Annotated in this window: 19 protein-coding genes; 14 read left to right on the forward strand and 5 right to left on the reverse strand. The window is 73.4% G+C overall.

The genetic code is table 11. The annotated features are described in order from the left end of the window. Positions 1-506: 506 nt before the first annotated feature. Positions 507-1,304, forward strand: a complete 798-nt coding sequence (locus ACFVVA_RS02720) for an SGNH/GDSL hydrolase family protein (protein ID WP_387685002.1) — start codon at positions 507-509, stop codon at positions 1,302-1,304. Positions 1,305-1,394: 90 nt separating this feature from the next. On the opposite strand, the gene ACFVVA_RS02725 is transcribed toward ACFVVA_RS02720, so the two are convergent. From ACFVVA_RS02725 to ACFVVA_RS02735, 3 genes are all read right to left on the reverse strand, one after another. After that, entirely contained in the window at positions 1,395-2,378 is a 984-nt protein-coding gene (locus tag ACFVVA_RS02725) for a nitroreductase/quinone reductase family protein (RefSeq protein WP_387685004.1), read from the reverse strand. Between the two features lie 643 nt (positions 2,379-3,021). Beyond that, positions 3,022-4,197 (reverse strand): polysaccharide deacetylase family protein, encoded by a 1,176-nt coding sequence (locus ACFVVA_RS02730; RefSeq protein WP_387685347.1) that lies wholly within the window; start codon positions 4,195-4,197, stop codon positions 3,022-3,024. Positions 4,198-4,475: 278 nt separating this feature from the next. Beyond that, positions 4,476-6,302 (reverse strand): AMP-dependent synthetase/ligase, encoded by a 1,827-nt coding sequence (locus ACFVVA_RS02735; RefSeq protein WP_387685006.1) that lies wholly within the window; start codon positions 6,300-6,302, stop codon positions 4,476-4,478. A 454-nt stretch (positions 6,303-6,756) separates the two neighbouring features. Between ACFVVA_RS02735 and ACFVVA_RS02740 the strand changes: the two genes are divergently transcribed. The 6 genes from ACFVVA_RS02740 (at position 6,757) to ACFVVA_RS02765 (ending at position 13,490) form a co-directional block, all read left to right on the forward strand. Continuing rightward, entirely contained in the window at positions 6,757-9,795 is a 3,039-nt protein-coding gene (locus ACFVVA_RS02740; RefSeq protein WP_387685008.1) for a nitrate- and nitrite sensing domain-containing protein, read from the forward strand. Further along, a complete protein-coding gene (locus tag ACFVVA_RS02745; protein WP_049652175.1) occupies positions 9,792-10,211 on the forward strand; it encodes a roadblock/LC7 domain-containing protein in 420 nt (139 codons plus the stop codon). The genes ACFVVA_RS02740 and ACFVVA_RS02745 overlap by 4 nt, the downstream gene beginning before the upstream one ends. Positions 10,212-10,219: 8 nt before the next feature. After that, positions 10,220-10,855, forward strand: a complete 636-nt coding sequence (locus tag ACFVVA_RS02750) for a DUF742 domain-containing protein (protein WP_387685011.1) — start codon at positions 10,220-10,222, stop codon at positions 10,853-10,855. 103 nt (positions 10,856-10,958) lie between these two features. Beyond that, positions 10,959-11,510 carry an ATP/GTP-binding protein gene (locus ACFVVA_RS02755; RefSeq protein ID WP_387685349.1) on the forward strand — a complete coding sequence of 184 codons (552 nt, stop codon included), beginning with the start codon at positions 10,959-10,961 and terminating at the stop codon, positions 11,508-11,510. 401 nt (positions 11,511-11,911) lie between these two features. Beyond that, positions 11,912-12,070 (forward strand): hypothetical protein, encoded by a 159-nt coding sequence (locus ACFVVA_RS02760; protein WP_387685013.1) that lies wholly within the window; start codon positions 11,912-11,914, stop codon positions 12,068-12,070. Between the two features lie 784 nt (positions 12,071-12,854). Further along, on the forward strand, positions 12,855-13,490 hold the full coding sequence (locus tag ACFVVA_RS02765; RefSeq protein WP_387685351.1) for a winged helix-turn-helix domain-containing protein: 636 nt from the start codon (positions 12,855-12,857) through the stop codon (positions 13,488-13,490). A 135-nt stretch (positions 13,491-13,625) separates the two neighbouring features. Here the strand turns inward: ACFVVA_RS02765 and ACFVVA_RS02770 are convergent, their stop codons facing one another. Continuing rightward, positions 13,626-14,408, reverse strand: coding sequence for an IclR family transcriptional regulator (locus tag ACFVVA_RS02770; protein ID WP_387685015.1), 783 nt, complete (start codon positions 14,406-14,408; stop codon positions 13,626-13,628). 445 nt (positions 14,409-14,853) lie between these two features. Between ACFVVA_RS02770 and ACFVVA_RS02775 the strand changes: the two genes are divergently transcribed. From ACFVVA_RS02775 to ACFVVA_RS02800, 6 genes are all read left to right on the forward strand, one after another. Next, a complete protein-coding gene (locus ACFVVA_RS02775; RefSeq protein ID WP_387685017.1) occupies positions 14,854-15,927 on the forward strand; it encodes an ABC transporter substrate-binding protein in 1,074 nt (357 codons plus the stop codon). A 71-nt stretch (positions 15,928-15,998) separates the two neighbouring features. Next, complete coding sequence (locus ACFVVA_RS02780) at positions 15,999-17,027, forward strand: NrtA/SsuA/CpmA family ABC transporter substrate-binding protein (RefSeq protein WP_387685019.1); 1,029 nt, start codon at positions 15,999-16,001, stop codon at positions 17,025-17,027. Then, the gene (locus ACFVVA_RS02785) at positions 17,024-17,890 is read left to right on the forward strand and encodes an ABC transporter permease (RefSeq protein ID WP_387685021.1); all 867 of its coding nucleotides are present in this window, start codon (positions 17,024-17,026) and stop codon (positions 17,888-17,890) included. Before ACFVVA_RS02780 ends, ACFVVA_RS02785 begins: the two co-directional genes overlap by 4 nt. Further along, positions 17,887-18,690 carry an ABC transporter ATP-binding protein gene (locus ACFVVA_RS02790; RefSeq protein ID WP_387685023.1) on the forward strand — a complete coding sequence of 268 codons (804 nt, stop codon included), beginning with the start codon at positions 17,887-17,889 and terminating at the stop codon, positions 18,688-18,690. The genes ACFVVA_RS02785 and ACFVVA_RS02790 overlap by 4 nt, the downstream gene beginning before the upstream one ends. Before the next feature lie 145 nt (positions 18,691-18,835). Beyond that, on the forward strand, positions 18,836-19,741 hold the full coding sequence (locus ACFVVA_RS02795) for an ABC transporter substrate-binding protein (protein ID WP_387685025.1): 906 nt from the start codon (positions 18,836-18,838) through the stop codon (positions 19,739-19,741). A 3-nt stretch (positions 19,742-19,744) separates the two neighbouring features. After that, positions 19,745-20,833: an LLM class flavin-dependent oxidoreductase gene (locus ACFVVA_RS02800; protein WP_387685027.1), complete on the forward strand. Its 1,089-nt coding sequence runs from the start codon at positions 19,745-19,747 to the stop codon at positions 20,831-20,833. Positions 20,834-20,986: 153 nt separating this feature from the next. Here ACFVVA_RS02800 and ACFVVA_RS02805 read toward each other — a convergent pair whose 3' ends face one another. Next, positions 20,987-21,979 carry an aldo/keto reductase gene (locus ACFVVA_RS02805; protein ID WP_387685029.1) on the reverse strand — a complete coding sequence of 331 codons (993 nt, stop codon included), beginning with the start codon at positions 21,977-21,979 and terminating at the stop codon, positions 20,987-20,989. Positions 21,980-22,458: 479 nt separating this feature from the next. On the opposite strand from ACFVVA_RS02805, the gene ACFVVA_RS02810 reads away from it, so the two are divergent. After that, a complete protein-coding gene (locus ACFVVA_RS02810; protein ID WP_359898555.1) occupies positions 22,459-23,478 on the forward strand; it encodes an LLM class flavin-dependent oxidoreductase in 1,020 nt (339 codons plus the stop codon). Positions 23,479-23,564: the final 86 nt, after the last annotated feature.

Below are 23,564 nucleotides of genomic sequence, written 5' to 3' on the forward strand. Positions count from 1 at the left end.
GGCGCGCCGGCCCGGGCCCTCCGGGGCTTGACCGGGCCGGGCCGGGTGGGGCTTGAGCGGGCCGGGCCGGCCCGGGTCGACGCGATGCCCTGACGCACCGCCATGTGGGACGTCAACATCGGCCACTTGCGTCCGATCGGCCACAGCGGTGAATTCTCGTGGTGTCGCCGATGCCCTTCTGGCCCACCCTTCACCTGCCTTCGCGGGTGTCACCAGCCCCCCCTGGTTCGGCTGACACCCGATTCGAATCCGACCCGGCAATGGTCGGGCGGCAACTCCGCGCTTGTCTTGCACGAAATTTCTGCAAGTTGCCGGTCTACGCGCGCTGCGCTACGCGCGTCACCGCGCACCCCCGCTGACCTGCGTGAAATCACGGACCGTCAGCGGCAGTTCATCTCGGAGCTATCGGACGTCCCGTCAATATCCTTGGCATGACCGCTTCCGGGTTTGGCTACCGCCTGGTATCACTTCTGTGACCCTCACCACGCCACCCCACTGGAGCTGTGATGATTCGTCCTGCCCGCGCCCTGTCCATCGCCGCCATAGCGGCGGGCCTCACCATGACGACGCTCTTCGCCGCGACGTCCGCGAACGCCGCCGGCGTCAACTACGTGGCCCTCGGCGACTCGTACTCGTCCGGTGTCGGCGCCGGCAGCTACCTGAGCGACAGCGGCAGCTGCAAGCGCAGCACCAACGCGTACGCGTACCTCTGGAAGAACGCGCACGCGCCGTCCTCCTTCAAGTTCGTCGCCTGTTCGGGCGCCAAGACCGGCGACATCCTGAACAGCCAGATCTCCGCCCTGGACGCCAGCACCACGCTGGTCAGCATCTCGGTCGGCGGCAACGACGCGGGCTTCGCCGACACCATGCAGACCTGTGTCCTCGGCTCGGACGCCGACTGCGTCAACGCCGTCAACACGGCCAAGAGCTACGCCACCACCACCCTGCCCGGCCAGCTGGACAAGGTGTACTCGGCGATCAAGTCCAAGTCCCCGAACGCCCACGTCGTGGTGATGGGCTACCCGCACATCTACAAGGTCGGCGGCAGCTGCATCTTCGGCATCGGCGACACCAAGCGCGCCGCCATCAACGGTGCCGCCGACACCCTGGACGGCGTCCTCGCCAAGCGGGCCGCCAACGCCGGCTTCGCCTTCGGTGACGTCCGCAGCATCTTCAACGAGCACGAGATCTGCGGCTCGCTGACCACCTGGCTGAACAGCACCACCCTGCCGGTCGACGAGAGCTACCACCCGAAGGCGGCCGGCCAGTCCGGCGGCTACCTCCCGGTGTTCTCGGGGCTGTAAGCACTGCCGCAACGGACCGCCCCGTCCAAGGACGGACCGGTGCCGCCGCCCCCTCCCGCAGCTCGGGAAGGGGACGGCGGCAACGCCGTTTCAGCCGCCGCCCGGTGATGACCGGTCCGGTGCCGGCCCGCCCTTGGTCGACCCGCCCGGTGCGGACGGCCCCGGTGTGGACGGGTTCGGTGTGGACGGCCCCGGTGCGGGCCCGGTCGGCGGGAACGGAATGCCGGCGAGGACCGGCAGCAGTTCCGCCTCCTCGAAGTCCAGATGTGCCTCCAGCTCGGCGGACATCCGGTCCAGCTCCGTCCGGAGCCGCTCCGGTTCGGTGATCGCGATCCCGGCCAGCAGGCCCACCAGCTCCTCCTTGATCCGCCCGATGGCCCGGTGCTGCTCGTCGAGCCGCGCCAGGACCTCGGCCAGCTCCGGATGGCTGCGCGCGAGGGCGGGAAAGATCGCGGAGTCCTCCCCGGTGTGGTGGTGCGTCAGCCCGTCGCAGAAAGCCAGGCAGTGCTGGCGCAGCTGCAGCCCGAGCGCGGCCGGGCGGCCCGGGACGTGGGCGTGTGCCTCCTCCCGTACGTGGCGCAGCTGCGCGCGCAGCCAGGTGTGCGCCTCCAGCAGCTTGTCGGCGAGGCTGCGCACCACCATTGGGGCCGGACCGCCGGCGGGCGGTTCGAGCCGCTCCAGGACGACGACCGGCAACTCCCGGTCGGCATAAACCTGGTAGTCCCCGTAACCCGGAGCCTTCCGGACCACGGCGGCGAACAGCCGCTCCCGGCGGTCGCCCTCGGCGGGTACGGCGACGGTGTCGAAGGCTTCGGTGCCGAGCTCGACCCGGACCACCGGGTGGGCGAGGAGGTTGCGGTACCACTGGGGGTGCTCCGGCGCCCCGGCGGCCGAGGCGACGACCAGGAGCAGCCCCTCCGCCCGGACGTACCCGAGCGGCACGGTGTGCGGCCGCCCCGAGCGGGCTCCGGTGGTGGTCAGCAGCAAGAGGTCGCCGCCCTCGAACGGGCCGCCGACCCGCCCGCCGTTGGCGCGGAACTCCTCGATGACGTTCAGATTGAAGGACATGGGCATGGGTGTGTGATGGATCTCCAGAGAGGAAAGGGGAGTTGCGGCCACAAGCGGTGCCGGTGCCTGTGTCGTTGCCCTGTGCCTGTGCCTGTGCCGTTAGCGGAGATCGGGGCCGGAGACGGGGCCGGTCATCGGGGCCGATGATCGATCGGCGCCGGTGGTCGGATCCCGGTCCGGTGCTACGGCTGCCGGCCCGTCCGGCGACATCCGTCGCGGGACGCGGCTCGCGCACGGGGGCACCGCGGTGACCGCCCGGTGTCAGATCAGGGAAGCGGAGAGAGTGCTCATCGCGCATCGTCCCTTCGGAAAGGTGCCGGCTCGGCTGCCGGCCGGCCTACTGCTCATTGGCCGGCGCCGCGCTGCACGCCCCCATTAGAGCCAGGCCGTGGACACGCTGTCAACGAGCAGGATCACCGGCCCGGGGCGTCACCTCCGCCGCCGACTTCGAGGCGCGTCTGATCGGTCGGGACGGGGGGTGTCTTCGGTGGCTGAGCCGCCACCGGGCCGAGCCAGGTGGGAGCCCCACCCCGGCCGCGAGCGGCGACGCGCCGCCGCTCTCCTCGAAGGCGGCGGCGCGTCGGGTCCGGGGCAGGTGGCCCGGAGCGCGTCGGGTCCGGGGCACGTCGGCGGCTCCGGACGGTTCCCGTCAGTGCAGGTAGTCGACCAGGCCGGCCGGCTTGAGCCCGGCGGCGTCGGCGGCGGCGAGGGCCCGCTGGAGGTCGGTGGCGAGGGTGTCGGTCCAGTGCATCAGCACGACGTCGCCCGGCTGCAGCGGGCCCGGGTGCCAGATGTTGGCGGCACCCCAGCTGAAGTCCGCGTCGGCGGTGAGCACGGTGCGGATGCCGCAGTTCGCGGCGGCCTGCAGGGTGTCGGCGTTCCAGGTGAAGTACGGCGGGCGGAAGAACGTCGGCGCGGTGCCGAAGAGGCGGGTCATGGAGTCGCGTGCGTCGCAGATCTCGACCTGCTGCCGCTCCAGCGGGAGCGTGCTGAGGTCCGTGTGGGAGACGCTGTGGTCCTGGATCGAGGAGCCGGGCACGGCAGTGACCCGCCGGAAGAAGGCCGGGTCGGCGGTGGCGGGCATCGGCAGCGGGAAGGCGGTGATCGGCAGCCGGTGGTCGGTGATGAACCGTTCCGCCTCGGGGGTGCGCTGCCAGCCGTCGTCCACGGTGAAGAAGACGACCCTGTCGTTGGTGGGGACGGAGCCGGCGGCCACGGCCGGGGCGGGTGCGGGGCCGTCCACCCGGACGTCGTCCACGGAGAACGGGCCCTGCTGATACCAGCCGTGCACGTACAGCCGGATGCTGCGCGCGTTCGGGCCGGTGGTGAACCGGGTGCTCAGCCGCTGCCAGCCGCCGCCGGTGGTCTCCGTCCAGGCGGGGGCGACGTCCTTGCCGGTGCCGGTGGCGCCCAGGTGGACGAAGCTGCCGCGGACCCACGCGGAGGCCGTGTAGGTGGTGTTGGGCTGGACCGCGACGGTCTGCGCGCACTCGCCGGTGGAGTCGGCGTTCGCCGGGGTGACGGTGAGCGCGGAGGTGCCGGCGTGCGGGGCGGTGGTGCTGACGGACGCTTCGGCCGGTCCGCCGGTGCAGCTCCAGCCGGGGACGCTGCCCCAGTCGGCGAGGTCGGGGGAAGGCAGCTCGAAGCCGGGGTTGGTGGCGAGGTTGACGGTCGGCGCGGCCTGGGTGCCGGGGCCGGCGGCCGGGGGAGCGGCGGCGGAGGCCGCGGGTGCGGTGAGACCGGTGAGCAGCGCGACGGAGGCGGCCAGCACGGACAGGCGCATGGGCAGGCGCGTGGACAGGCGTGAGGACAGGCACGTGGACATCGACACGTGAGGACTCCAGCAAGTGGGGGCACGCCCGTGGGGAGAGCGTGAGCGGAATCGGACCGTGGAACTCTGAACGTGGAGCTCTGAGCGAGGAATTCTGAACGTGGAACTCCGGGATGCGGAACCCCGGATCGTCGCAACAATGGACTAGACCAATGGGGCCGTCAAGGGAACGGCGGGTGAACCCGGAGGTCCCGGTCGGCCGACTCGCAGTCACCATGTCCGGAGGACAAGGGACAAGACGTCACGTCAGGGACGCGGCGGACGGGCCCGGTTCAGGACAGGTACAGCTCCTCGATGTCCGTCGCGTAGTACTCGGCGACAGCCGTCCGCCGCAGCTTGAGCGAGGGGGTCAGCAGCCCCTGCTCCTCGCTGAACTCCCGGGGCAGCAGCCGGAAGGCGCGGATCGACTCGGCCCGTGAGACGGCCGTGTTCGCGGCCGCCACCGCACGCTGGACCTCCACGTGCAGTTCCTCGTCCGCGAGCACCGTCCACGGGTCCGACTGCTCCCGCCCGTGGGTCTTCAGCCAGTGCGCAAGTGCCGCCGGGTCGAGCGTGATCAGTGCGGCGACGTACGGGCGGTCGTCGCCCACCACCAGGCACTGGGAGACCAGCGGGTGCGCCTCGACCCGCTCCTCCAGGGCCGCCGGGGCCAGGTTCTTGCCGCTGCTGGTGACGATCAGGTCCTTCTTGCGGCCGGTGATGCTGAGGTAGCCGTCCTCGTCCAGCCGGCCCAGGTCGCCGGTCGCGAACCAGCCGTCGACCAGGGACTCGGCGGTGCACTGCGGATGGTTGAGGTAGCCGCCGAAGACCGAGCCGCCGCGCACCCACACCTCGCCGTCGTCGGCGATCGCCACCGAGGCGCCCGGCACCGGTCGGCCGACCGTGCCGAGCTTCTGCCGTCCGGCCGGGTTGGCGGTGATCGCGGCGGTGGTCTCGGTCAGCCCGTAGCCCTCGTACAGCTGGAGGCCGGCGCCGGTGAAGAACAGGCCCAGCTCGCGCCGGAGCGTCGAGCCGCCGCTCATCACGCTGCGCACCCGGCCGCCGAGCACCGCCCGCAGCCTCGGGTAGACGGTCCGCTCGTACGCGAGGTGGCGCAGCCGCAGGGCCGCGCCCGGACCGGGGCCGCGGCCGAAGGCCTTCTGCTCCCGGGCGGCGGCCCAGTCGACGGCCACCTGCCGGGCCTGTTCGAAGAGTTCGCCGCGGCCGGCGTCCTCCGCGGCCCGCCGGGCCTGCTGGAAGATCTTCTCGAAGACGTACGGGACGGCGTGCAGGAAGGTCGGGCGGAAGGTCTCCAGGGCGGGCAGCAGCGCGTCGGTGGAGACCTCGGGGACGTGCCCGATCCGGAAGCCGCCGCGGATCGCCGCGATCTGCACGGCCCGCCCGTAGACGTGCGCGAGCGGCAGGAACAGCAGCGTGGCGGGGCGGCCGCCGCCGGTGTCGCGCAGGACGTCCCCCCAGCCGGCGAGCAGGGCGTCGGCCTCGGCGGCCAGGTTGGCGTGGGTGAGCAGGCAGCCCTTGGGGCGGCCGGTGGTGCCGGAGGTGTAGACGACCGTGGCGATGTTCCCGGTGGCGACGCCGAGGCGCTGGCGGTGCACCAGGGAGTCGGGCACGCCGAGGCCGTCCTCGGTGATCGCGGCGACGCAGTCGCGGTCGAGCTGCCAGATGCCGGTGAGGTCGGGCAGCGCGTCGCAGACCGCGCCGACCGTCATCGCGGCGTCCTCGTCCTCGACCAGGCAGGCCACGGCCTGGGTCTCGGCGAGGATCCAGCGCACCTGCTCGGGGGAGGCGGTGGGGTAGACCGGGACGGTGATGGCGCCGATCGACCAGAGTGCGTAGTCGAACAGCGTCCATTCGTAGCGGGTGCGGGACATCAGGGCGACCCGGTCGCCGTAGCGCACGCCGTGGGTGAGCAGGCCCTTGGCCAGGGCGAGCACCTGGTTCCGGAACTCGCGGGCGGTGACGTCCTGCCACTGCCCGTCCCCGGCCCGCCAGGACAGCTGGACCAGGTCGGGGGTGCGCTCGGCGGTGTCGTAGAGGGAGTCGGCGAGTCCTCCGGTGGCCTCGGGCGCGGCCGGGGCGGGGGTGGTGAACTCGCGCACGGTCCTCCCCAGTTCGGTGCCGGTCGTACGGGTGGTACGGGGTGCGCCGAAACTATCGGATCGCCCTGTCACTGCCCAGGGTTGTGGCGGTGACACGACGAGATCGGCACGGCTCCCCTCCGGTGGTGTCGCGCCCGGGGAGGCCCGGGGGAGGCGAGGGGGAGGCGCCGGGAAGGAATCGCGGAGGCCGCGGGCCCCGTACCGGCGCCGCATTCCGGGCATCGACGGATGTTCCGGATGCGTAGCGGAGGACGGGTGACCGGTTTCTGACGTGTGCGGGACGAGACCGGTCGGTGGACCGGTTCACCCCTCGAACGAGTGGTCAGGGCGTAGTAGAGTCTCGCAGACCTGTGGCCGGGAGCCCCTCCGCCGACCCCTCCAGCGTTCCCAAGACCCGCCATGTTCCCCCCCTCCGCTCCCCGTCCGCGCCCGGCACTTTCCGACCGAGGACTCCATGCGTCTGCGCAGCAGCTCGATCCGCGCGAAGATCATCGCGCTGCTCCTGGTGCCCATCGTCGCGCTCACGGCCCTGTGGGCGTACGCGACGATCGCCACCACCGGGGACGTCTGGAACCAGCTCGGGATCAGCCGTACGTACAAGGAGTTCGCGGGCCCGGTCGACCAGTACACCGGCGACCTGCAGAACGAGCGCCGCGCCGCCGTCCAGCGGCTGGCCGACCCGCGGTCGCCGACCGCCAGGGAGGCCTACGAACGGTCCAAGGCCGCCACCGACCGCAGCCTGGACGTGCTGCGGCAGAAGAAGGACGGCTCCGGCGGCAAGCTCTCCGCCCCGCAGCGCGGTCGCTTCGTCCAGATCATCGCCGCCGCCGACCAGCTCGGACCGCTGCGCGCCCAGGTCGGCCGTTCCGCGCTGAACTGGGAGTTCGCGCTGGGCCAGTACAGCGACCTGGTCAAGCCGGTGTTCGGCTTCCGGTCCGCCTACGTCGCCCGGCAGAGCGGCCAACTCCCCCGTCAGGGCACCATCCTGATCGAGCTGGTGCGCGCCCGGGAGTACCTGTCGCAGGAGGACGCGGCGATGGAGGGCCTGCGCACGGGCGCCGCCAGGCCCACCGCCGAGCAGTACCAGGTCGCGCTGGACGCCCTGCACAACCAGCAGGCGCTGTTCACCGTCTACGTCGCCGAGCTCGAGCCCGCCGACCAGTCCGACTACGCCGCGCTGCGCGGCGGGGAGGCCTGGGGCGCACTGGCCCGAGCCGAAGCGGACTTCGTCGGCGCCGGCGGCCCCGACCGCGTGGTCCAGGCGCTCAACACCGACTCCTGGCGGGAGACCGCCGACCGGGCGCTCGGCGACCTCGCCTCGATCAACAGCCGGATCTCCGCCGGGCTGGACGAGCGCGCGCGCTCCGCGGCGATCGGAATGCTCTGGCGCGGCGGCATCGCCGGTGCGGTCGGTCTGGTCGCCGTGGTGCTGTCCATCATGATCTCGTTCCGGATCGGCCGGGGCCTGGCCCGCGAACTGATCGGGCTGCGCAACGCGGCCGACGAGCTGGCCGGCACCCGGCTGCCGTCCGTCATGCTGCGGCTGCGCCGCGGCGAGCCGGTGGACGTGGCCACCGAGGCCCCCGAGCTGCACTTCGGGAACGCCGAGATCGGCCAGGTCGGCCAGGCCTTCAACGCGGTGCAGCGGGCCGCCGTCGAAGCCGCCGTCGAACAGGCCGAACTGCGGCGCGGGGTCTCGGCGGTGTTCGTCAACCTGGCCCGGCGCAGCCAGGTGCTGCTGCACCGGCAGCTCACCCTGCTCGACACCATGGAGCGCCGCACCGAGGACCCGGCCGAGCTGGAGGACCTCTTCAAGGTCGACCACCTCACCACCCGCATGCGCCGCCATGCCGAGGGCCTGATCATCCTGGCCGGGGGTTCGCCCGGGCGGGCCTGGCGCAAGCCGGTCCGGATGGTGGACGTGGTCCGGGCGGCCGTCGGCGAGGTCGAGGACTACGCCCGTGTGATCGTCCGGCCGTTCCCCGGCACCGGCCTGCTCGGCAGCGCCGTCGCGGACGTCACCCACCTGGTCGCCGAGCTCGTCGAGAACGCCGCGGTGTTCTCCCCGCCGAGCACCCAGGTCACCGTCCAGGGCGAGGTGGTCGCGCACGGCTTCGCGCTGGAGATCGACGACCGCGGCCTCGGGCTGAGCGAGCAGATGCTCGCTGAGATCAACGAACGCCTCGCCGTGGAGCAGGAGTTCGACCTCGCCGACACCGACCGGCTGGGCCTGTTCGTGGTCAGTCGGCTGGCCCGGCGGCACGGCATCCGGGTGCACCTGCGGCCGTCCCCGTACGGCGGGACGACGGCGGTCGTGCTGATCCCGCGCGAGCTGCTCGCGGAGGCGCCCGACGGGAAGCCGGAGCCGGGCCCGGCCGGGCAGCGGGCCGCGGCGGGCGGCCGGCGCGGGCAGCGGGACCTGGTCGCCGTGCCCGGGTCGGGGGGTGCCTCCTGGGCGGCGTCCGGGCCGGTCGGCTCCGCGGGTGCGGGTGCGGGTGCAGGTGCCTCGGCCGGACCGGGGGTCGAAGGACGTACGGGAGCCGGCGCCGGCGCCGTAGGTGACGAGGCGGGCAAGCACCGCGGGACGACGGGCGGCCCGAGGCCGTCCGTGCCGGAGTCGGGCCGTACGGCGGGCGGGCTGCCGCGCCGGGCCTCGCGGGGCAAGGGCGGGCCGGTGCTGGTCCCCGCGCCCGTGGCGGACACCGAGGACGGGCCGGGGACGGGGCGGCACCGGCGGGAGGACCTCGCGGTGGCGGCGGCCGAGGCGGCCGTCGCGGCCGCCGGGGTCGCCGGAGCGACCGGGGCCGAGCCTGCGCCCGTGGACGCCGCACCCCGCACGCTCGGCGGCCTGCCCCGGCGGGTCCGGCAGGCGAACCTGGCCCCGCAGCTCAGGGATCAGCTCACGGAGCAGCTGAAGGAACGGTTCCGCAACGGGGCCGGACCCGACGGCGCGGCCGGGGAAGCGTCGGCCGCGGACACCCGGGACGGCCGGGGCCCCCGCGACGGCCGGGGCCCCCGCGACGGCGGGGAGACCCGGGAAGTCCGGGACCGCTCGCCCGAGGAGGCCCGGGCGACCTTCGCCTCGTTCCAGCGCGGCTTCACCCGTGGTCGCGGCGCCACCGTTCCGGCCGACCGTGCGGGCACGTCCCCCGGCCGCGCCGGTGCGCCGGCGGACCGCCCCGGTGCTCCGTTGACGGATCGTCCCGGCACGCCCGACGATCGTGCCGTACGGGGGAACGGGCGATCCACCGCCGTACCGGCCTGGCAGCCGCCGGACCGGTCCCGGCGGGCGATCGCCCCGGCACCCGCCCCGGCGGCGCTGCCCGCGCCGCAGGACACCGGCCGGGCACCGCTCGCCCGTCGGGTGCCGCCCGGGCAGCCGGTCCGCCGGAACCCGGACACCGGCGCGCCCGTGCCACCCGCCGTACCCGAACCACCCGTTGTACCCGCTCCACACGCACCACCCGCTCCAGCGGAAGGAACTGATTCATGACCACGTCGATGCAGTCGTCAGGGGACCTCAACTGGCTCCTGGACGACCTGGTGGGGCGCGTCGCGGCCCTGCGGCACGCGGTGATCCTCTCCAACGACGGCCTGGCCACCGGTGCCTCCCGCGATCTCGACCGCGAGGACGCCGAGCACCTGGCAGCCGTCGCCGCCGGGTTCCACAGCCTGGCGAAGGGCGCCGGCGGGCACTTCAAGGTCGGTGGCGTCCGGCAGACCATGGTGGAGCTGGACGAGGCCTTCCTCTTCATCACGGCCGCCGGCGACGGCAGCTGTCTGGCCGTGCTGAGCGAGGCCGAGGCGGACATCGGCCAGATCGCGTACGAGATGGCGCTGCTGGTCAAGCGGGTCGGCGAGCACATGGCCGCCGAGCCGCGCACCGAAACCGCCCCGCCGGTGAGATGAGCGGTCCGATGGCGGATCCGAAGGCGGATGTGCCGGACGGCCCGGAGACGTCGGACGGCCCCCAGGTGCCGGTGGGCACGGCCGGGCCGTCCGGCGTCGGTGGTTCGGCCGGTGCCGGGGGTTCGGCCGGCGCGGATGGCCCGTCCGGTGTTGGCGGCCCGTCCGGTGTCGACGGCCCGGATCGCCCGGGGGCGGCGGCGGAGGGTGGGCAGGCGGACCCGGACGGGCCCGAGGTCGACCTCTTCCGGCCGCGCACCCCGGTCGACGACCGCTGGTTCGACGACGAGGCCGGCCCGGTGGTGCGGCTCTACTCGATGACCCGTGGCCGGACCCGGCCGGTCGAGGAGGGGCTGTTCGACCTGATCTCGCTGGTCACCGCCGTCGAGCCCGGGCCGGTCGCGGGGGCCGTGCCCGCGCACGTCCTCGACCCGGAGCACCAGACGCTGCTCACCCTGTGCCGCCGCGAGCCGCTCTCCGTCGCCGAGCTCGGCTCCTACACCGACCTGCCGGTCAGTGTGGTGCGGGTCCTCCTCGGCGACCTCTACGACGCCGAGCTGATCAGCGTCACCCGACCCGTTCCGCTCGCCGAGCTGCCGGACGAGCGCCTGCTCCGAGACGTGATCAATGGACTCCGTGCGCTCTGACCCCCACCCCCGACCGGTCGGCACCGCGCCCGACCGGGACGGCACCGCGGCCCACCCGGCGAACGCCAACGACCCGCGCTGGCGCGGCGGTCCGTCCGTCGCGGTGAAGATCCTGGTCGCGGGCGGCTTCGGCGCGGGCAAGACCACCCTGGTCGGCTCGGTCAGCGAGATCCGGCCGCTGCGCACCGAGGAGGAGCTCAGCGAGCTGGGCCGTCCGGTGGACGACACCTCGGGCGTGGAGGCGAAGCGCACCACCACCGTCGCGATGGACTTCGGCCGGATCGACCTGCGGCCGGGCCTCGCGCTCTACCTGTTCGGCACGCCCGGGCAGGACCGGTTCTGGTTCGTCTGGGACGAACTGGCCCGCGGCGCGCTCGGCGCCCTGGTGCTCGCGGACACCCGGCGGCTTGCCGACTGCTTCCCCTCGGTCGACTTCTTCGAGCAGCGCGGCATTCCGTTCCTGGTCGCGGTGAACTGCTTCGAGGGCACCGAGCGGTTCTCGCCGGACGAGGTCCGCGAGGCGCTCGACCTCGACCCGGGCATCCCGGTGCTGCTCTGCGACGCGCGGCTGCGGCAGGACGGCAAGGACCTGCTCGTCGCGCTGGTCGAGCACGCCGCCGCCCTCACGTATCGCCGTGCCCCGGTCGGCGCCTGAGGGCGACTCGGCTCAGGCCCGACGTCGGCCGCGCGGCGGTGGTGCATCGGGCGTGCGGCTGCGGTGGAGCATCGGTGTGCGGCGGCGGTGCATCGGGCGAGCGACGGCGGTGCTGCGAGGACTTGGCAGGTGGGCGCGCCGACCTGCCCGTTCCGCCCGCCGTCTCACCCGACCGTCCGCATCCCGGACGATCACTGTGCCGAAGGTTGCCTAGACCGGCCCGGCCGTGGAAGGCTCTGTGGACGAAGGCCGCCCGGCCATGCCGTCGGGAGTGCCGGAAACACCCCGTTCGCACGGGCGTTGCGACCGGCGGACGGCCTTCGACGAACCGGCGAGGCATCGTCGGCGGGCGCCGGAGACGGCGCGCCACCGTGTGGAGAACGAAGGGGGAGGGCAGCCGGATGACCGTCGGCCGACGACGCATCATCACCGCCGTGCCCGGCTCCCCGAAGCCCGATGCCCTCGTGTCCGGCACTGCCGTGCCCGGTGCCGCCGATCCGGCGCTCACCGTCCGCCGCTACATCGACCACGCGCTGACCTGCAGCGCGTGTTGTCGCTGACCGGCCTGACCTTCCCGGTGCGTCCCCGGCGCTGACGGCCCACCCGGCCCACCGCCCGACGCACCGCCGACACCCGTCGACCAGGCCGTAGCGGACCGCCCCACCGGCGTGCCCGCGGCCGACCATCCGGACCCGCCCAGCGGAGAGACCACCAGTGAACATCGTCTGCCCCAGTATCGCCCCCGGCGTCGTCGACCGTACCCGAACGACCGGGTCGGCCCCCGCGATGCGCGCGGACGGACGGATCGGACGGTGGAACGGGCGCGGGAGCCGCGCCGTGGACAGCCGACGGGGTCGCCCCGACCTCGAGCCGTTCTGGCCGTCCCGGCAGCCGCACCTGTTCGATCAGACGTGTCCCGGCTCGCCCAGCGCGTCCCGGCCCTCCGCCCGCTGATCCGGTTCGGTCCAGCCCAGGCAGTACGCCCGGTCGACGCGCAGACGACTCCACCCCGTCCGTCACGCGCGAAATGAGCGGCACACCATGTCTTCTTCTTCCACGGCCACCCTGCCCCTGCCCACCGCGACCCCGCACCTGCGCGCGGTCCGCTCCGTCCCGCCGGTCACCGCTGTCCCCGCGGCCGGTCCCGGCACGTCCGGGGTCGCCGGACCGTCCGTCCCCCCGGCGCCGGGGGCCGACCGATGGCCCGGTGCGGCGACCCGCACGCCCCAGGCCCGCCCGACCCAGGCCCGCCCGCCCTACGCCGGTCCGACCCAGGCCGGCCCGGTCCGCCCGGCCGTCGTCCCGGCCCCCGCCGCCGCGCAGCCCGGCGCGACGGTCCCGCAGGTGCCCCAGGCGCTGCTCGCCGCGCTGCCGGAGGGGGCGGCCGTCGTCGCCACCCTGCCGCAGGGCGTGCTGCCGCAGGGGGTGCTCGCCCAGTTCGGCGCGCAGTTCGGCGCCGTGAACGGCAGCCCGATGGTCGGCTACCTGGTGCTGGTGCCGGCCGAGAGCCCGGTGGCCGGGACCGTCGGGCTGCCCGGCGTTCCGGCCGGCGCCGCCGCCCTCTCCGGCGCCGCCGCCCTCTCCGGGGGGCACCCGGTCCCCGGGGCCCACACGGCTCCCGGCGCGCCGACGGCGACCGGCGGGCCCGCCGCCCACGCCGTCGCGGGGGTCCGTCACGTCCGCCCGGCCGAGCGCGGCATCGCCGTCGACAGCGAGCGGCGCAACGCCTACGTCGACGGGCGGCTGCTCGACCTCACCTACCTGGAGTTCGAGCTGCTGGCCCACCTCACCGAGCACCCGCAGCGGGTGCACACCCGGGACCACCTGGTCTCCGCGGTCTGGGGCTACGGCCACGTCGGGGACGGACGGACGGTCGACGTGCACGTCGCCCGGCTGCGCCGCAAGCTCGGACCGGCCTACCGGGACACCATCGTGACGGTCCGCCGGGTCGGCTACAAGTACACCCCGGCCACGGTCTGACGGCGGGCGGCCACCGGTCCGGTCCCGCCGGCGGGCCGCCCACCGGTCGGCCGCCACCGTCGGGTCCCGGCGGCGGGCCGCTCGTCCAGGATGTGGACGGGCGGCCCGCCGCTTTCGTCGTGTCCCGATGGGCCGTCAGGAACGCTGATCCGGCGGCAGCAGCAGGACGGCAAGCGCGTCGGCGCAGCCGCGGGCGTGACCGAGGAACCAGTCCAGCCGGTCGTCGGTGAGGTGTGCGGGCGTCGAGCGGACCGCGAGGGCGAACCGCGCCTGCCCGGCGCCGTCGAGGACGGGCACGGCGACCGTCCGCACCCCGGCGGCCGACTCGCCGTCGTTGAGCGCGTACCCGGCCGCTCGGACCTTCGCCAACTCGTCGTCCAGGAGCGCTGGTTCGGTGATCGTGCGGTCGGTGAAGGAGGGCAGCCGTCCCAGTGCCGCCGGCGCCGTCTCGCCCGGGCGGGGCCAGGCCAGCAGGATCTTGCCGAGGGCCGTGGAGTGCAGTGGCCGACGCAGGCCCAGCCCGGTGTCCGGGCGGACGGAACCGCCGACCAGGATCACGGCGTGGGTGCCGCTGCGGATCGCCAGGTCGGCAGTCGCCTTGGTGCGCCGGGAGAGCAGATCCAGCTCGGGCCCGGCCAGGTGCAGCCCGCGCTGGTGGAAGGTGAGTTGGCCGAGTTCGGCGACGGCAGGGCCGAGCCGGTAGCGGGCGGTCTGTTCGTCCTGCTCCAGGAATCCGGCGCTGACCAGCGTGCGGGCCAGCCGGTGCGCGGTGGAGACCGACAGGCCCATCCGGCGTGCGAGGTCCGAGGCGCTCAGGTCGGGGCCGTTGTCGTGGAAGCAGTGCAGCAGCCCGAGCGCGCGCTGGACGGCCTGCGCACCGGCCGGCGGACTCTGGACGGCGGTGGCGGCCTCGGCCATGGCACCTCGCGTTTCGGTTCGGAACTCCGGACGGACGGCCGGAGGCGGTCTCAGCGTAGGGCAGCCAGTGCTGCGGAAATGTGTCGACGACGTTGCAATGGAATGGCGTTGATGAACAACTGATCCCACGATGTGGCAAAAGCTTGCTTCGGGCTCGTCTGCCGTGGAACGCTCCTCGCATCGCGTCGAACGGCCACTCGGCCTCGGCGGAGACCGTCCCGATTCCACGGAAGGAGAAGCGCCGTGACGTCCCACCGGTGTCTCCCCTCCCGTGCGTGTTGTCGCTGAACGACCCCTCCCGCGCCGCCTGCCCCTCCCGCGCCGCCCGCCGTCCTGCATCGTGGCGCACAACTTCTTTGCGCACCAGGCCTCATGGGCCTCCGTGCGGTCATCGATACCGAGCTCCTCCGGCCGTCGTCGGAGCCCCCGTAGAGGACCAACTCCGTTGTCCAGTCGTACCCAGAACGCCTCCCCGCTTCCCGACACCCTCTGGTTCACCCGCTGCCCGGTGCCCACCGCGACCGGGATCGCCGCCGATCAGGGTTGGCTCGCCCGTGAGTTCGCCGCCGACGGCATCGCGGTCCGCTCGCTGCAGGACGCGCCGCCCGAGGTGGCCGCGGACCACCACTACACCCACGCGCTGACCGGCCTGTTCCGGGAGGGCGGAAACGTCCCCGCGCTGTGGGCCCGTTCGCGCGGCGAGGCGACCAGGCTGATCGGCCTCACCTGGATCGAGGAGCGCCAGGTGGTGCTGGTCCGGGCCGGCAGCGGCATCACCGAACCCGGGCAACTGCGTGGACTGCGGCTGGCGGTGCCACATCATGACATCGGCATCGACTTCTGGCGGGCGATGGCGCTGGCCGGCCTCCGGGGCGCCCTCGGGCTCGCGGGCCTCACCCTGGCGGACGCCGAGCTGGTGGACGTCCCCGGATCCGAGGGCGCCGGGCAGTGGTCCGCCGAGCTGGCCGCGCTGCGGGACGGCACGGTGGACGCGGTGTACGTGAAGGGGGCGCTCGCCGTCGAGGCGGCCCGCCGGGTCGGTGCGGAGGTGGCCGTGGAACTGGACGCGGCGCCGGACCGCCGGGCCCGGGTCAACAACGGCACGCCCCGGCCGATCACCGTCCACCAGCGGCTGCTGGACGAACACCCCGAGCTGGTGACCCGGTTCCTCGCCGTGCTGCTGGAGGCCGCCGACTGGGCGGCGGAGCGTCCGGAGGAGGTGGTCCGGATCCTGCGGGCCGAGACCGGTGCCGGTGCCGAGGGCGTCGCCGGAGCCTATGCGCCGGGCAGCCACCGGACCCTGCGGCTCGACCTGTCGGCGGAGCGGCTGGAGCTGCTCGCGCTGCAGGAACGATTCCTCAGGGAGCAGGGCTTCCTTGCCGCGCCGGTGGACGTCCAGGCCTGGGCCGACCCGGAGCCGCTGCGCGCAGCGCGCGAGCTGCTGCGGGTGCGGCGTGCGGGTGAGGCGCCGGGCGCGGGTTCCGGTGCCGGTGGCGTGCGGATCACAGACTTCAGGTAACAGCGTTCAGCTAACAGATTTCGAAAGTTGTCAGCTGTCGGCTGTCATCTGTCACCCCCTTGGAGACCCCCGTGAAGACCCCTCGTCCCGCTCTCGCCGTCACCGCTTTGCTCGCCTCCGCCGCCCTCGCCGCCTGCGGCTCCTCCGCCGACGGGGCCAAGGCCTCCGCCGACGGCGGGGCCGGCGACAAGGCCGACGTGGTGCTCCGCCTGCCCGATCCCGGCAACAACGGCTTCCTGGCCCGCGGCAAGAAGGACGGTTCACTGGACCGCACCCTGGCCGCGGTCCACGCCAAGGTCGCCTGGACCGGCAGCGCCGGCCCCTTCGCCCCCGCCGCCCAGGCCCTCTCCGCCGACCAACTGGACATCGCCCAGGGCTCGATCACCTCGGCCGTCGCCGCGCTCGCCCAGAAGCCCGGCTTCAAGCTGTTCGCCCAGACCGCGCCCGACGGCGTCGGCGAGGGGATCCTGGTGAAGAACGACTCGCCCGTCAAGTCCGTCCAGGACCTGGTCGGCAGGAAGGTCGCCGTCTCCCAGGGCGGCACCAGCGAGTACCTGCTGCTCAAGGCACTGGCGAAGAACGGCGTTCCGGCCGACAAGGTGGAGCGGGTCTACCTGCGCGCCGACCAGACCTCCGGCGTCTTCAACTCCGGCCAGGTGGACGCCTGGGCGACCTGGAACACCTTCTCGACCCCCGCCATCGCCAACGCCGGTGCGCACTTCCTGGTCAACGGCCAGGAGGTGGGATCCGACAACTACGCGGTCTGGGCGGTGCGCAACGGATTCGCCGACAAGCACCCCGAGGTGGTGAAGGCCTTCTACGCCTATCTGCGGGAGAACGGCGCCAAGGAGAAGGCCGACCCGGCCGGCTACCTCAACGTGTTCACCGACGCCGGCCCGACCGCCGTCACCCCCGCCGAGAAGGACGTCGCGGTGAACGTCGGCAAGCAGGGCACCCCGGCCGACGCCATCTCCGACGCCGACATCGCCCGCTTCGGGACGGTCGCCCAGTTCTTCGCCGACCAGAAGGTCACCAAGCAGCTGGTGGACGTCAAGCCGTACCTGATCGACATCAACAAGCTCGGGGACGGTGCCAAGTGACCACCGCCACCCGGCCGTTCACGCCGGAAGACACCCGGGCCGCACTGGACTCCGGCCTGGTCGCCCCGCAGAGCCGGCGGCACCGGCCCCGCCCCCGGGCACTCGCCGTGACCCTGCGCACCATCGGTCCGCTCGCCCTGCTCGGCGGCTGGGCACTCGCCTCCGCCACCGGCGCGCTCACCCAGGACGTGCTCGCCTCGCCCGCCCAGGTCGCGCAGGCGGTGGGGGAGTTGTGGGGCAACGGCCAGCTGACCGACGCCCTGTCCGTCTCCCTCACCCGCGCCGGACTCGGACTGTTCTTCGGCGCGACCACCGGACTGGTGCTCGGCGTGGTCACCGGATTCACCCGCCTCGGCGAGGAGTTGCTCGACTCCGCGATCCAGGTCCTGCGCACCGTGCCCTTCCTGGCCCTCGTCCCGCTGTTCATGGTGTGGTTCGGCATCACCGAGACCGCGAAGGTCGCCCTGATCGGGGTCGCCACCAGCTTCCCGATGTACGTGTCCGCCTCGGGTGGGGTCCGCAGCACCGACCGCAAGCTGGTCGAGGCGATGCGCAGCTTCGGCCTCGGACGCTGGGCGATCGTGCGCACAGTCGTGCTGCCCGGCGCCCTGCCCTCGCTGCTGTCCGGACTGCGCCTGTCGATGACGCTCAGCGTGATCGCCCTGATCGCCGCCGAGGAGATCAACTCCACCGAAGGCATCGGCTACTTGATGGCCCAGGCGCAGAACTACTCGCGCACCGACGTCCTCGCCGTCTGCATCCTGATCTATGGGCTGCTCGGCCTCGCCGCGGACGGTGTCGTCCGGGTCCTGGAGCGCGTGCTGATGCCGTGGCGCCAGATCGTCCAGGGAGCGGCCCGATGACCGCCGACACGTTCACCACCGCCACGTCCTCGTCCTCCGCGCCGTCATCACCGTCCTCCCCGTCCTCGCTGTCGGCCTCCTCGGCCTCCTCGACTTCCGAGGAGACGGTGCCGGCCGTCCACCTGCGCGGTCTGCGCCGGGTGTTCGGCACCCGGGCGGTACTCGACGGGGTCGATCTCTCCATCGCCCGTGGGGAGTTCGTCGCCCTGCTGGGTGCGAGCGGCACCGGAAAGACCACGCTGCTGCGCATCCTCGGGGCGCTCGACCAGGCGGACGGGGGCACCGTGCTCGTCCCGCCGGTCCGTACCGTGGTGTTCCAGGAGCCCCGCCTGGTGCCGTCCAAGCGGGTGCTGGCGAACGTCACGGTCGGCCTGCCGCGCGGTGCCGCGACCCGGGAGACCGGGCTGAAGGCGCTCGCCGAGGTCGGCCTGGAGCGGCACGCGGAGGCCTGGCCGGCCACCCTGTCGGGAGGTGAGGCGCAACGCGTCGCACTCGCCCGGGCGCTCGTCCGGGAGCCGCAACTCCTGCTGCTCGACGAACCGTTCGCCGCCCTGGACGCGCTCACCCGGCTGCGCATGCAGGACCTCGTCGGCGACCTGGTGCGCCGCCACCGCCCGGCGGTACTGCTGGTCACCCACGACGTGGACGAAGCCGTACGGCTCGCCGACCGGGTCGTGGTGCTGCGCGACGGTCTGCTCGCCCGGGACGAAGCCGTCACCGTCGAGAGCCCGCGCGACCCGGCCGATCCCGCCTTCGCCGACCTGCGGCGCCGGCTGCTCGCCGACCTCGGCGTCCACTGACGCCCGCGATCCACCACTGCCCACCGCGATTCCCCGCAGTTCCCCGCGAATCCCCGCAGTCCCCGAGAATTCCCGCAGTCCTCCCGATTCCCCCGATCCACCCTGACTTCCGACCAACCGAGCCCGCACCACCGGAGTTGACCAGATGACCGTCACCCTCGGCGTCCACGCCAGCAACCCGTCGCTCTACTACCTCGCCCGACTCCCCTACCTGGACGAGGAGCTGGCCCCGCTCGGCGAGACCGGCGCCTTCCACCACTACGCGGACGGCACCCGTACCGGCGCGCTGCTCGCCGAGGGCGTCATCGACTTCGGCGGCACCGGCTCCACCCCGCCGATCACCGCCCAGGCGGCCGGCCACGACCTGGTCTACGCGGCCGTCTCCGCACCCCGCCCCGACCACGGCGCCCTCCTGGTGCTGGACTCCGGCCCGGTGCGGACGGTCGCGGACCTCAAGGGCGCCACCGTCGTCCTCGCCGTCGGCTCCTGGCAGACCCACCTGCTCGCCAAGGCCCTGCACGCACAGGGACTTTCGTACGGCGACGACGTCACCCCGGAGCGCCCGGCGGCCGGCCAGGACCAGGCCCGGCGGCTGCGCGACGGCGAGATCGCCGGCTGGATCGCGCAGGGCGCCGAACTCGCCGCCGCCCGCCGCACCGGGGAGTTCCGTGAGCTGATCCGCACCGGCGACGTCATCACCGACCGTTCGGTGTTCTTCGCCCGTCGGGACTTCGCGACCGGCCGTCCCGAGGTGGTCGCCGCGATCGCGACCGCCCTGCGCCGGGCGGACGCCTGGGCGGCCGCCAATCCGGCCGAGGCCGCCGCGATCGCCGCCGAGGAACTGGGCGGCGCGGCCGCCGACTGGCAGTCCGCGCTGGTCGCGCTGCCCTGGCGGCTGGAGCCCGCCACCGCCGGGTTCGTCGCCGAACAGCAGGAAGCCGCGGACATCTTCCACGGTGCGGGCTTCATCGACCGGGCACTGACCGTCGCCGACGCCCACCTCCCCGCCCTGGAGGCCCCGGTGGCCGCCGCGCTCGCGAAGGCGGTCTGACCCGTGGCCTCCGAAGTCCTCTGGTACATCATTCCGCGCGAGGGGCACTACCCCTGGGAGCCGGCCGGCCGCCGCCCGGTGGACCTCCGCTACCTCCAGCAACTGGCGGGCAGCGTCGAGCGACTGGGCTACACCGGCGCGCTGCTCGCGACCGACCTGTACGACGTCTGGACGCTCGGCAGCGCGCTCGCGGCCGCCACCACCCCGGCCTTCAAACCGCTGCTGGCCGTCCACCCGGGGCTGGTCTCACCCACCCTGCTGGCCAAGATGGCACTCAGCTTCGACCACCTGCACGGCGGCCGGCTGCGCTTCAACGTGGTGAACGGCTCGACCGCGCAGCTGCGCGAGTACGGCCTGGACGTCGAGCACGACGACCGCTACCGGCTCAGCGGCGAGTACTGGTCGATCGTCAAGCGTCTTACGGCGGGTGAAGTCTTCGACCACAAGGGCGAGTTCTACGAGCTGAAGAACGCGGGTGCGAGCCTGCGCGAGCTGACCCCGTCGCAGCCCGGCGGCATCCCGCTCTGGTTCGGCGGCAGTTCGGCGGCCGGCATCGAGATGGCTGCCGAGCACGTGGACGTCTACCTGACCTGGGGAGAGCCGCCGCACCTGCTCAAGGAGAAGCTGGACCTGGTCCGCGAGCGGGCCGCCGCCCACGGCCGCTCGGTGAGGATCGGGCTGCGACTGCACCTGATCGTCCGCGACACCGAGGACGAGGCCTGGGCCGCCGCCGACCGGCTGCTGGACGTCACCGGTGAGGCCACCTACGCGCGCCAGCTGGGTGGCGCGAAGGCGGAGGACGGGGTCGGCTGGCAGCGGCAGTTCCGCCAGCACGGCGGGAAGGTGCCGGCGCGGGCCCGGGAGCTGGAGGTCTACCCCAACCTCTGGCCGGGAATGAGCTTGTTCCGCCCCGGGCCCGGTACGGCGGTGGTCGGCTCGACGGCCCAGGTGATCGAGCGCCTGCAGGAGTTCGAGGCACTGGGTGTCGACACCTTCATCCTCTCGGGCAACCCGCTGCTGGAGGAGGCCCATCGGATTGCAGAAACGGTTCTGCCCGCTCTGGGCATCAAGCGGGCGCACGCCGGTGGCTGACTGGTGACAGCTGACGGATAACAGATGACGGATGACAGCTGACAGATTTCGAAATCTGTCAGCTGTCATCCGTCGATCGTCAGCTGTCAGCGTCAGCCGTAGCCATCGGCCGCAGCGATCAGCCTCGGTCGCCGGTCGGCGCCTCCGCCCCGCTCAGCGGCTCAGCCGGTCGATCTCCGCCAGCTCCTCGGCCGTCAGCGGCCCGCCCGCCAGTGCGTCGAGGTTCTGGTCCAGCTGGGCGACGCTGCTCGCGCCGATGATCACCGAGACCACCCGCGGGTCCCGCAGCACCCAGCACAGCGCCAGCTGCGCCAGCGTCTGCCCGCGCCGCTCGGCGACCGCGGCCAGCGCCCGCAGCTGCTCCAGCTTCCGCTCGGTCAGCGCCTCCTCGGTGAGGAACTTGCCGACCGACATCCGCGAGCCCGCCGGAACCGCCCCGGACAGGTAGCGGTCGGTCAGCAGCCCCTGGGCCAGCGGCGAGTAGGCGATGAGGCTGCTCTGGGTGTCGCCCACCGCGTCCAGCACGCCGCCGTCCTCCACGGACCGGTTGAGGATCGAGTACGCCGACTGGTTCATCAGCACTGGCGTCCCCAGCTCGCGCAGGATCGCCACCGCCTCCCGGTGCTGCTCCGCCGGGTAGTTGGAGATCGCCGCGTACAGCGCCCTGCCCGAGCGCACCGCGCTGTCGAGCGCCCCCATCGTCTCCTCGATCGGGGTGTCCGGGTCGTACCGGTGCGAGTAGAAGACGTCGACGTAGTCCAGCCCCATCCGGTCCAGCGACTGGTCGAGGCTGGCCAGCAGGTACTTGCGGCTGCCGCCGTTGCCGTACGGGCCGGGCCACATGTCCCAGCCGGCCTTGGTGGCGATGAACAGCTCGTCCCGGTACGGCCGGAAGTCCTGGGCGAACAGGTAGCCGAAGTTGCGCTCGGCACTGCCGTACGGCGGGCCGTAGTTGTTCGCCAGGTCGAAGTGCGTGACGCCCCGGTCGAAGGCCCGGCGCAGCACCGCCCGCTGCACGTCCAGCGGCTGGGCGTCACCGAAGTTGTGCCAGAGCCCCAGCGAGACGGCGGGCAGCTGGACGCCGCTGCGGCCGGCCTTCCGATAGGTCATCGAGTCATAGCGGTCATCCGCGGCGAGGTAGCTCATGCCGGACATCCTGCCAGTCCGTCGCGGCGGATCAAGCCTTGCCCCGTTCCGGGCCGGTGCCTATGCTCGCGGAGGATCGCGTGCGTGCGAGGCGAGGGGGAGGCGAGATGGCAGTCCGGACCGTGGCCGTGGCCGTGGCCGCCGCCGCAGCCCGCTGTTGTTGTCGCCGTCACCGCAGCACTGACCGCTGACGCCACCCGCGAGCCCCGCCGCCCGAGCGGCCCATCGCCCGCCCCGTCGGCCGTTCCGCCGGTGCCGCCCGTAGGAGCGCAGCGCCGGACCGCGCACCGGCTCCCCGCGCTCCGCTCTCCGTGCGGCTCACCGAACCCCGGGACGCTCCGGCCCGCCGGTTCCGTCCCGGTCCTGCTCAGCTCATCCCCATGCCCGGCCCGGCCCGGTCCTGTACCCGGCCATGGCCCCGGCCCTGGTCCGACCCGAGCCCGACCCCGGGCCCGTCCCGAGCGCCCAAGGAGACCGCCGTGCGGTTCACCGTCTCGTCCCTCGTCGCCAACGCCCCCGACCCGGTCACCGGCGTCCGACGCACCCCGCAGCAGAAGCTGCACAACGTCATCGACCAGGCCGTCCTCGCCGAACAGCTCGGCTACGACGGCTACGGCGTGGGGGAGCGGCACGGTGAGCCGTTCCTCTCCCCGGCGCCGCCCCTGCTGCTGAGCGCCATCGCCGCCCGCACCTCCACCATCCGGCTGTTCACCACGGTGACGGTGCTCAGCGTCCTCGACCCGGTCCGGGTCGCCGAGGACTACGCGATGCTCGACCAACTCTCCGGGGGTCGACTTGAGTTGATCGTCGGCAAGGGCAACGACCCGCGCCACTTCGGTCTGTTCGGCCTCCCCGAGGAGCGCCAGTGGGAGGCGCTCGCGGAGAACTACGGTCTGCTGCGCAGGCTCTGGCGCGAGGAGAAGGTGACCTGGGAGGGCTCGACCCGCCCGCCGCTCACGGACGTCACGGTCTGGCCGCGCCCGCTCCAGGACCCGATCCCGGTGTGGCACGGCAGCGCGACCAGCACGCGGTCCACCGACCTCGCGGCCCGCCACGGCGACCCGCTCTTCTCCGCCAATTCCTTCCATCCGCTGGAGAAGTACCGGACGCTGGTCGAGCACTACCGCGAGCGCTGGGAGCACTACGGGCACGACCCGGCGCGGGCCCGGGTGGGCGCGAGCTTCGGCGGACTGTTCGTCGCCGAGCGCTCGCAGGACGCCGTCGAGGGCTTCCGCCCGTACTGGAACGCACTGTTCGACTCGGCCGCGGGCCGGCACAACAACTCGCCGTTCACCTCGCTGGAGGACGCGCTGGAGCGCGGCTCGGCGCTGGTCGGCAGTCCGCAGCAGGTGATCGAGAAGATCCACCGCTACCACGAGGCCTTCGGCAACGAGGTGGTCGGCATCGGGGTCGACGCCCTCACCGAGGGGGCGCAGCGCGAGCAGTTGGAGCTGTTCGCGAGCGCGGTGGCGCCGGAGATCCGTCGGGCGCTGCCGTAGCGGTCCTCGCCCGCCGCGCGCTGCCACGGCAGCCCGGATCTCCCGCCCGCCCGCGCAATGCGCCGTGCACCCCCTACGCGGCGTGA

The organism is Kitasatospora sp. NPDC058048 (assembly GCF_042885555.1).
Taxonomy (GTDB): Bacteria; Actinomycetota; Actinomycetes; order Streptomycetales; family Streptomycetaceae; genus Kitasatospora; species Kitasatospora lactacystinica.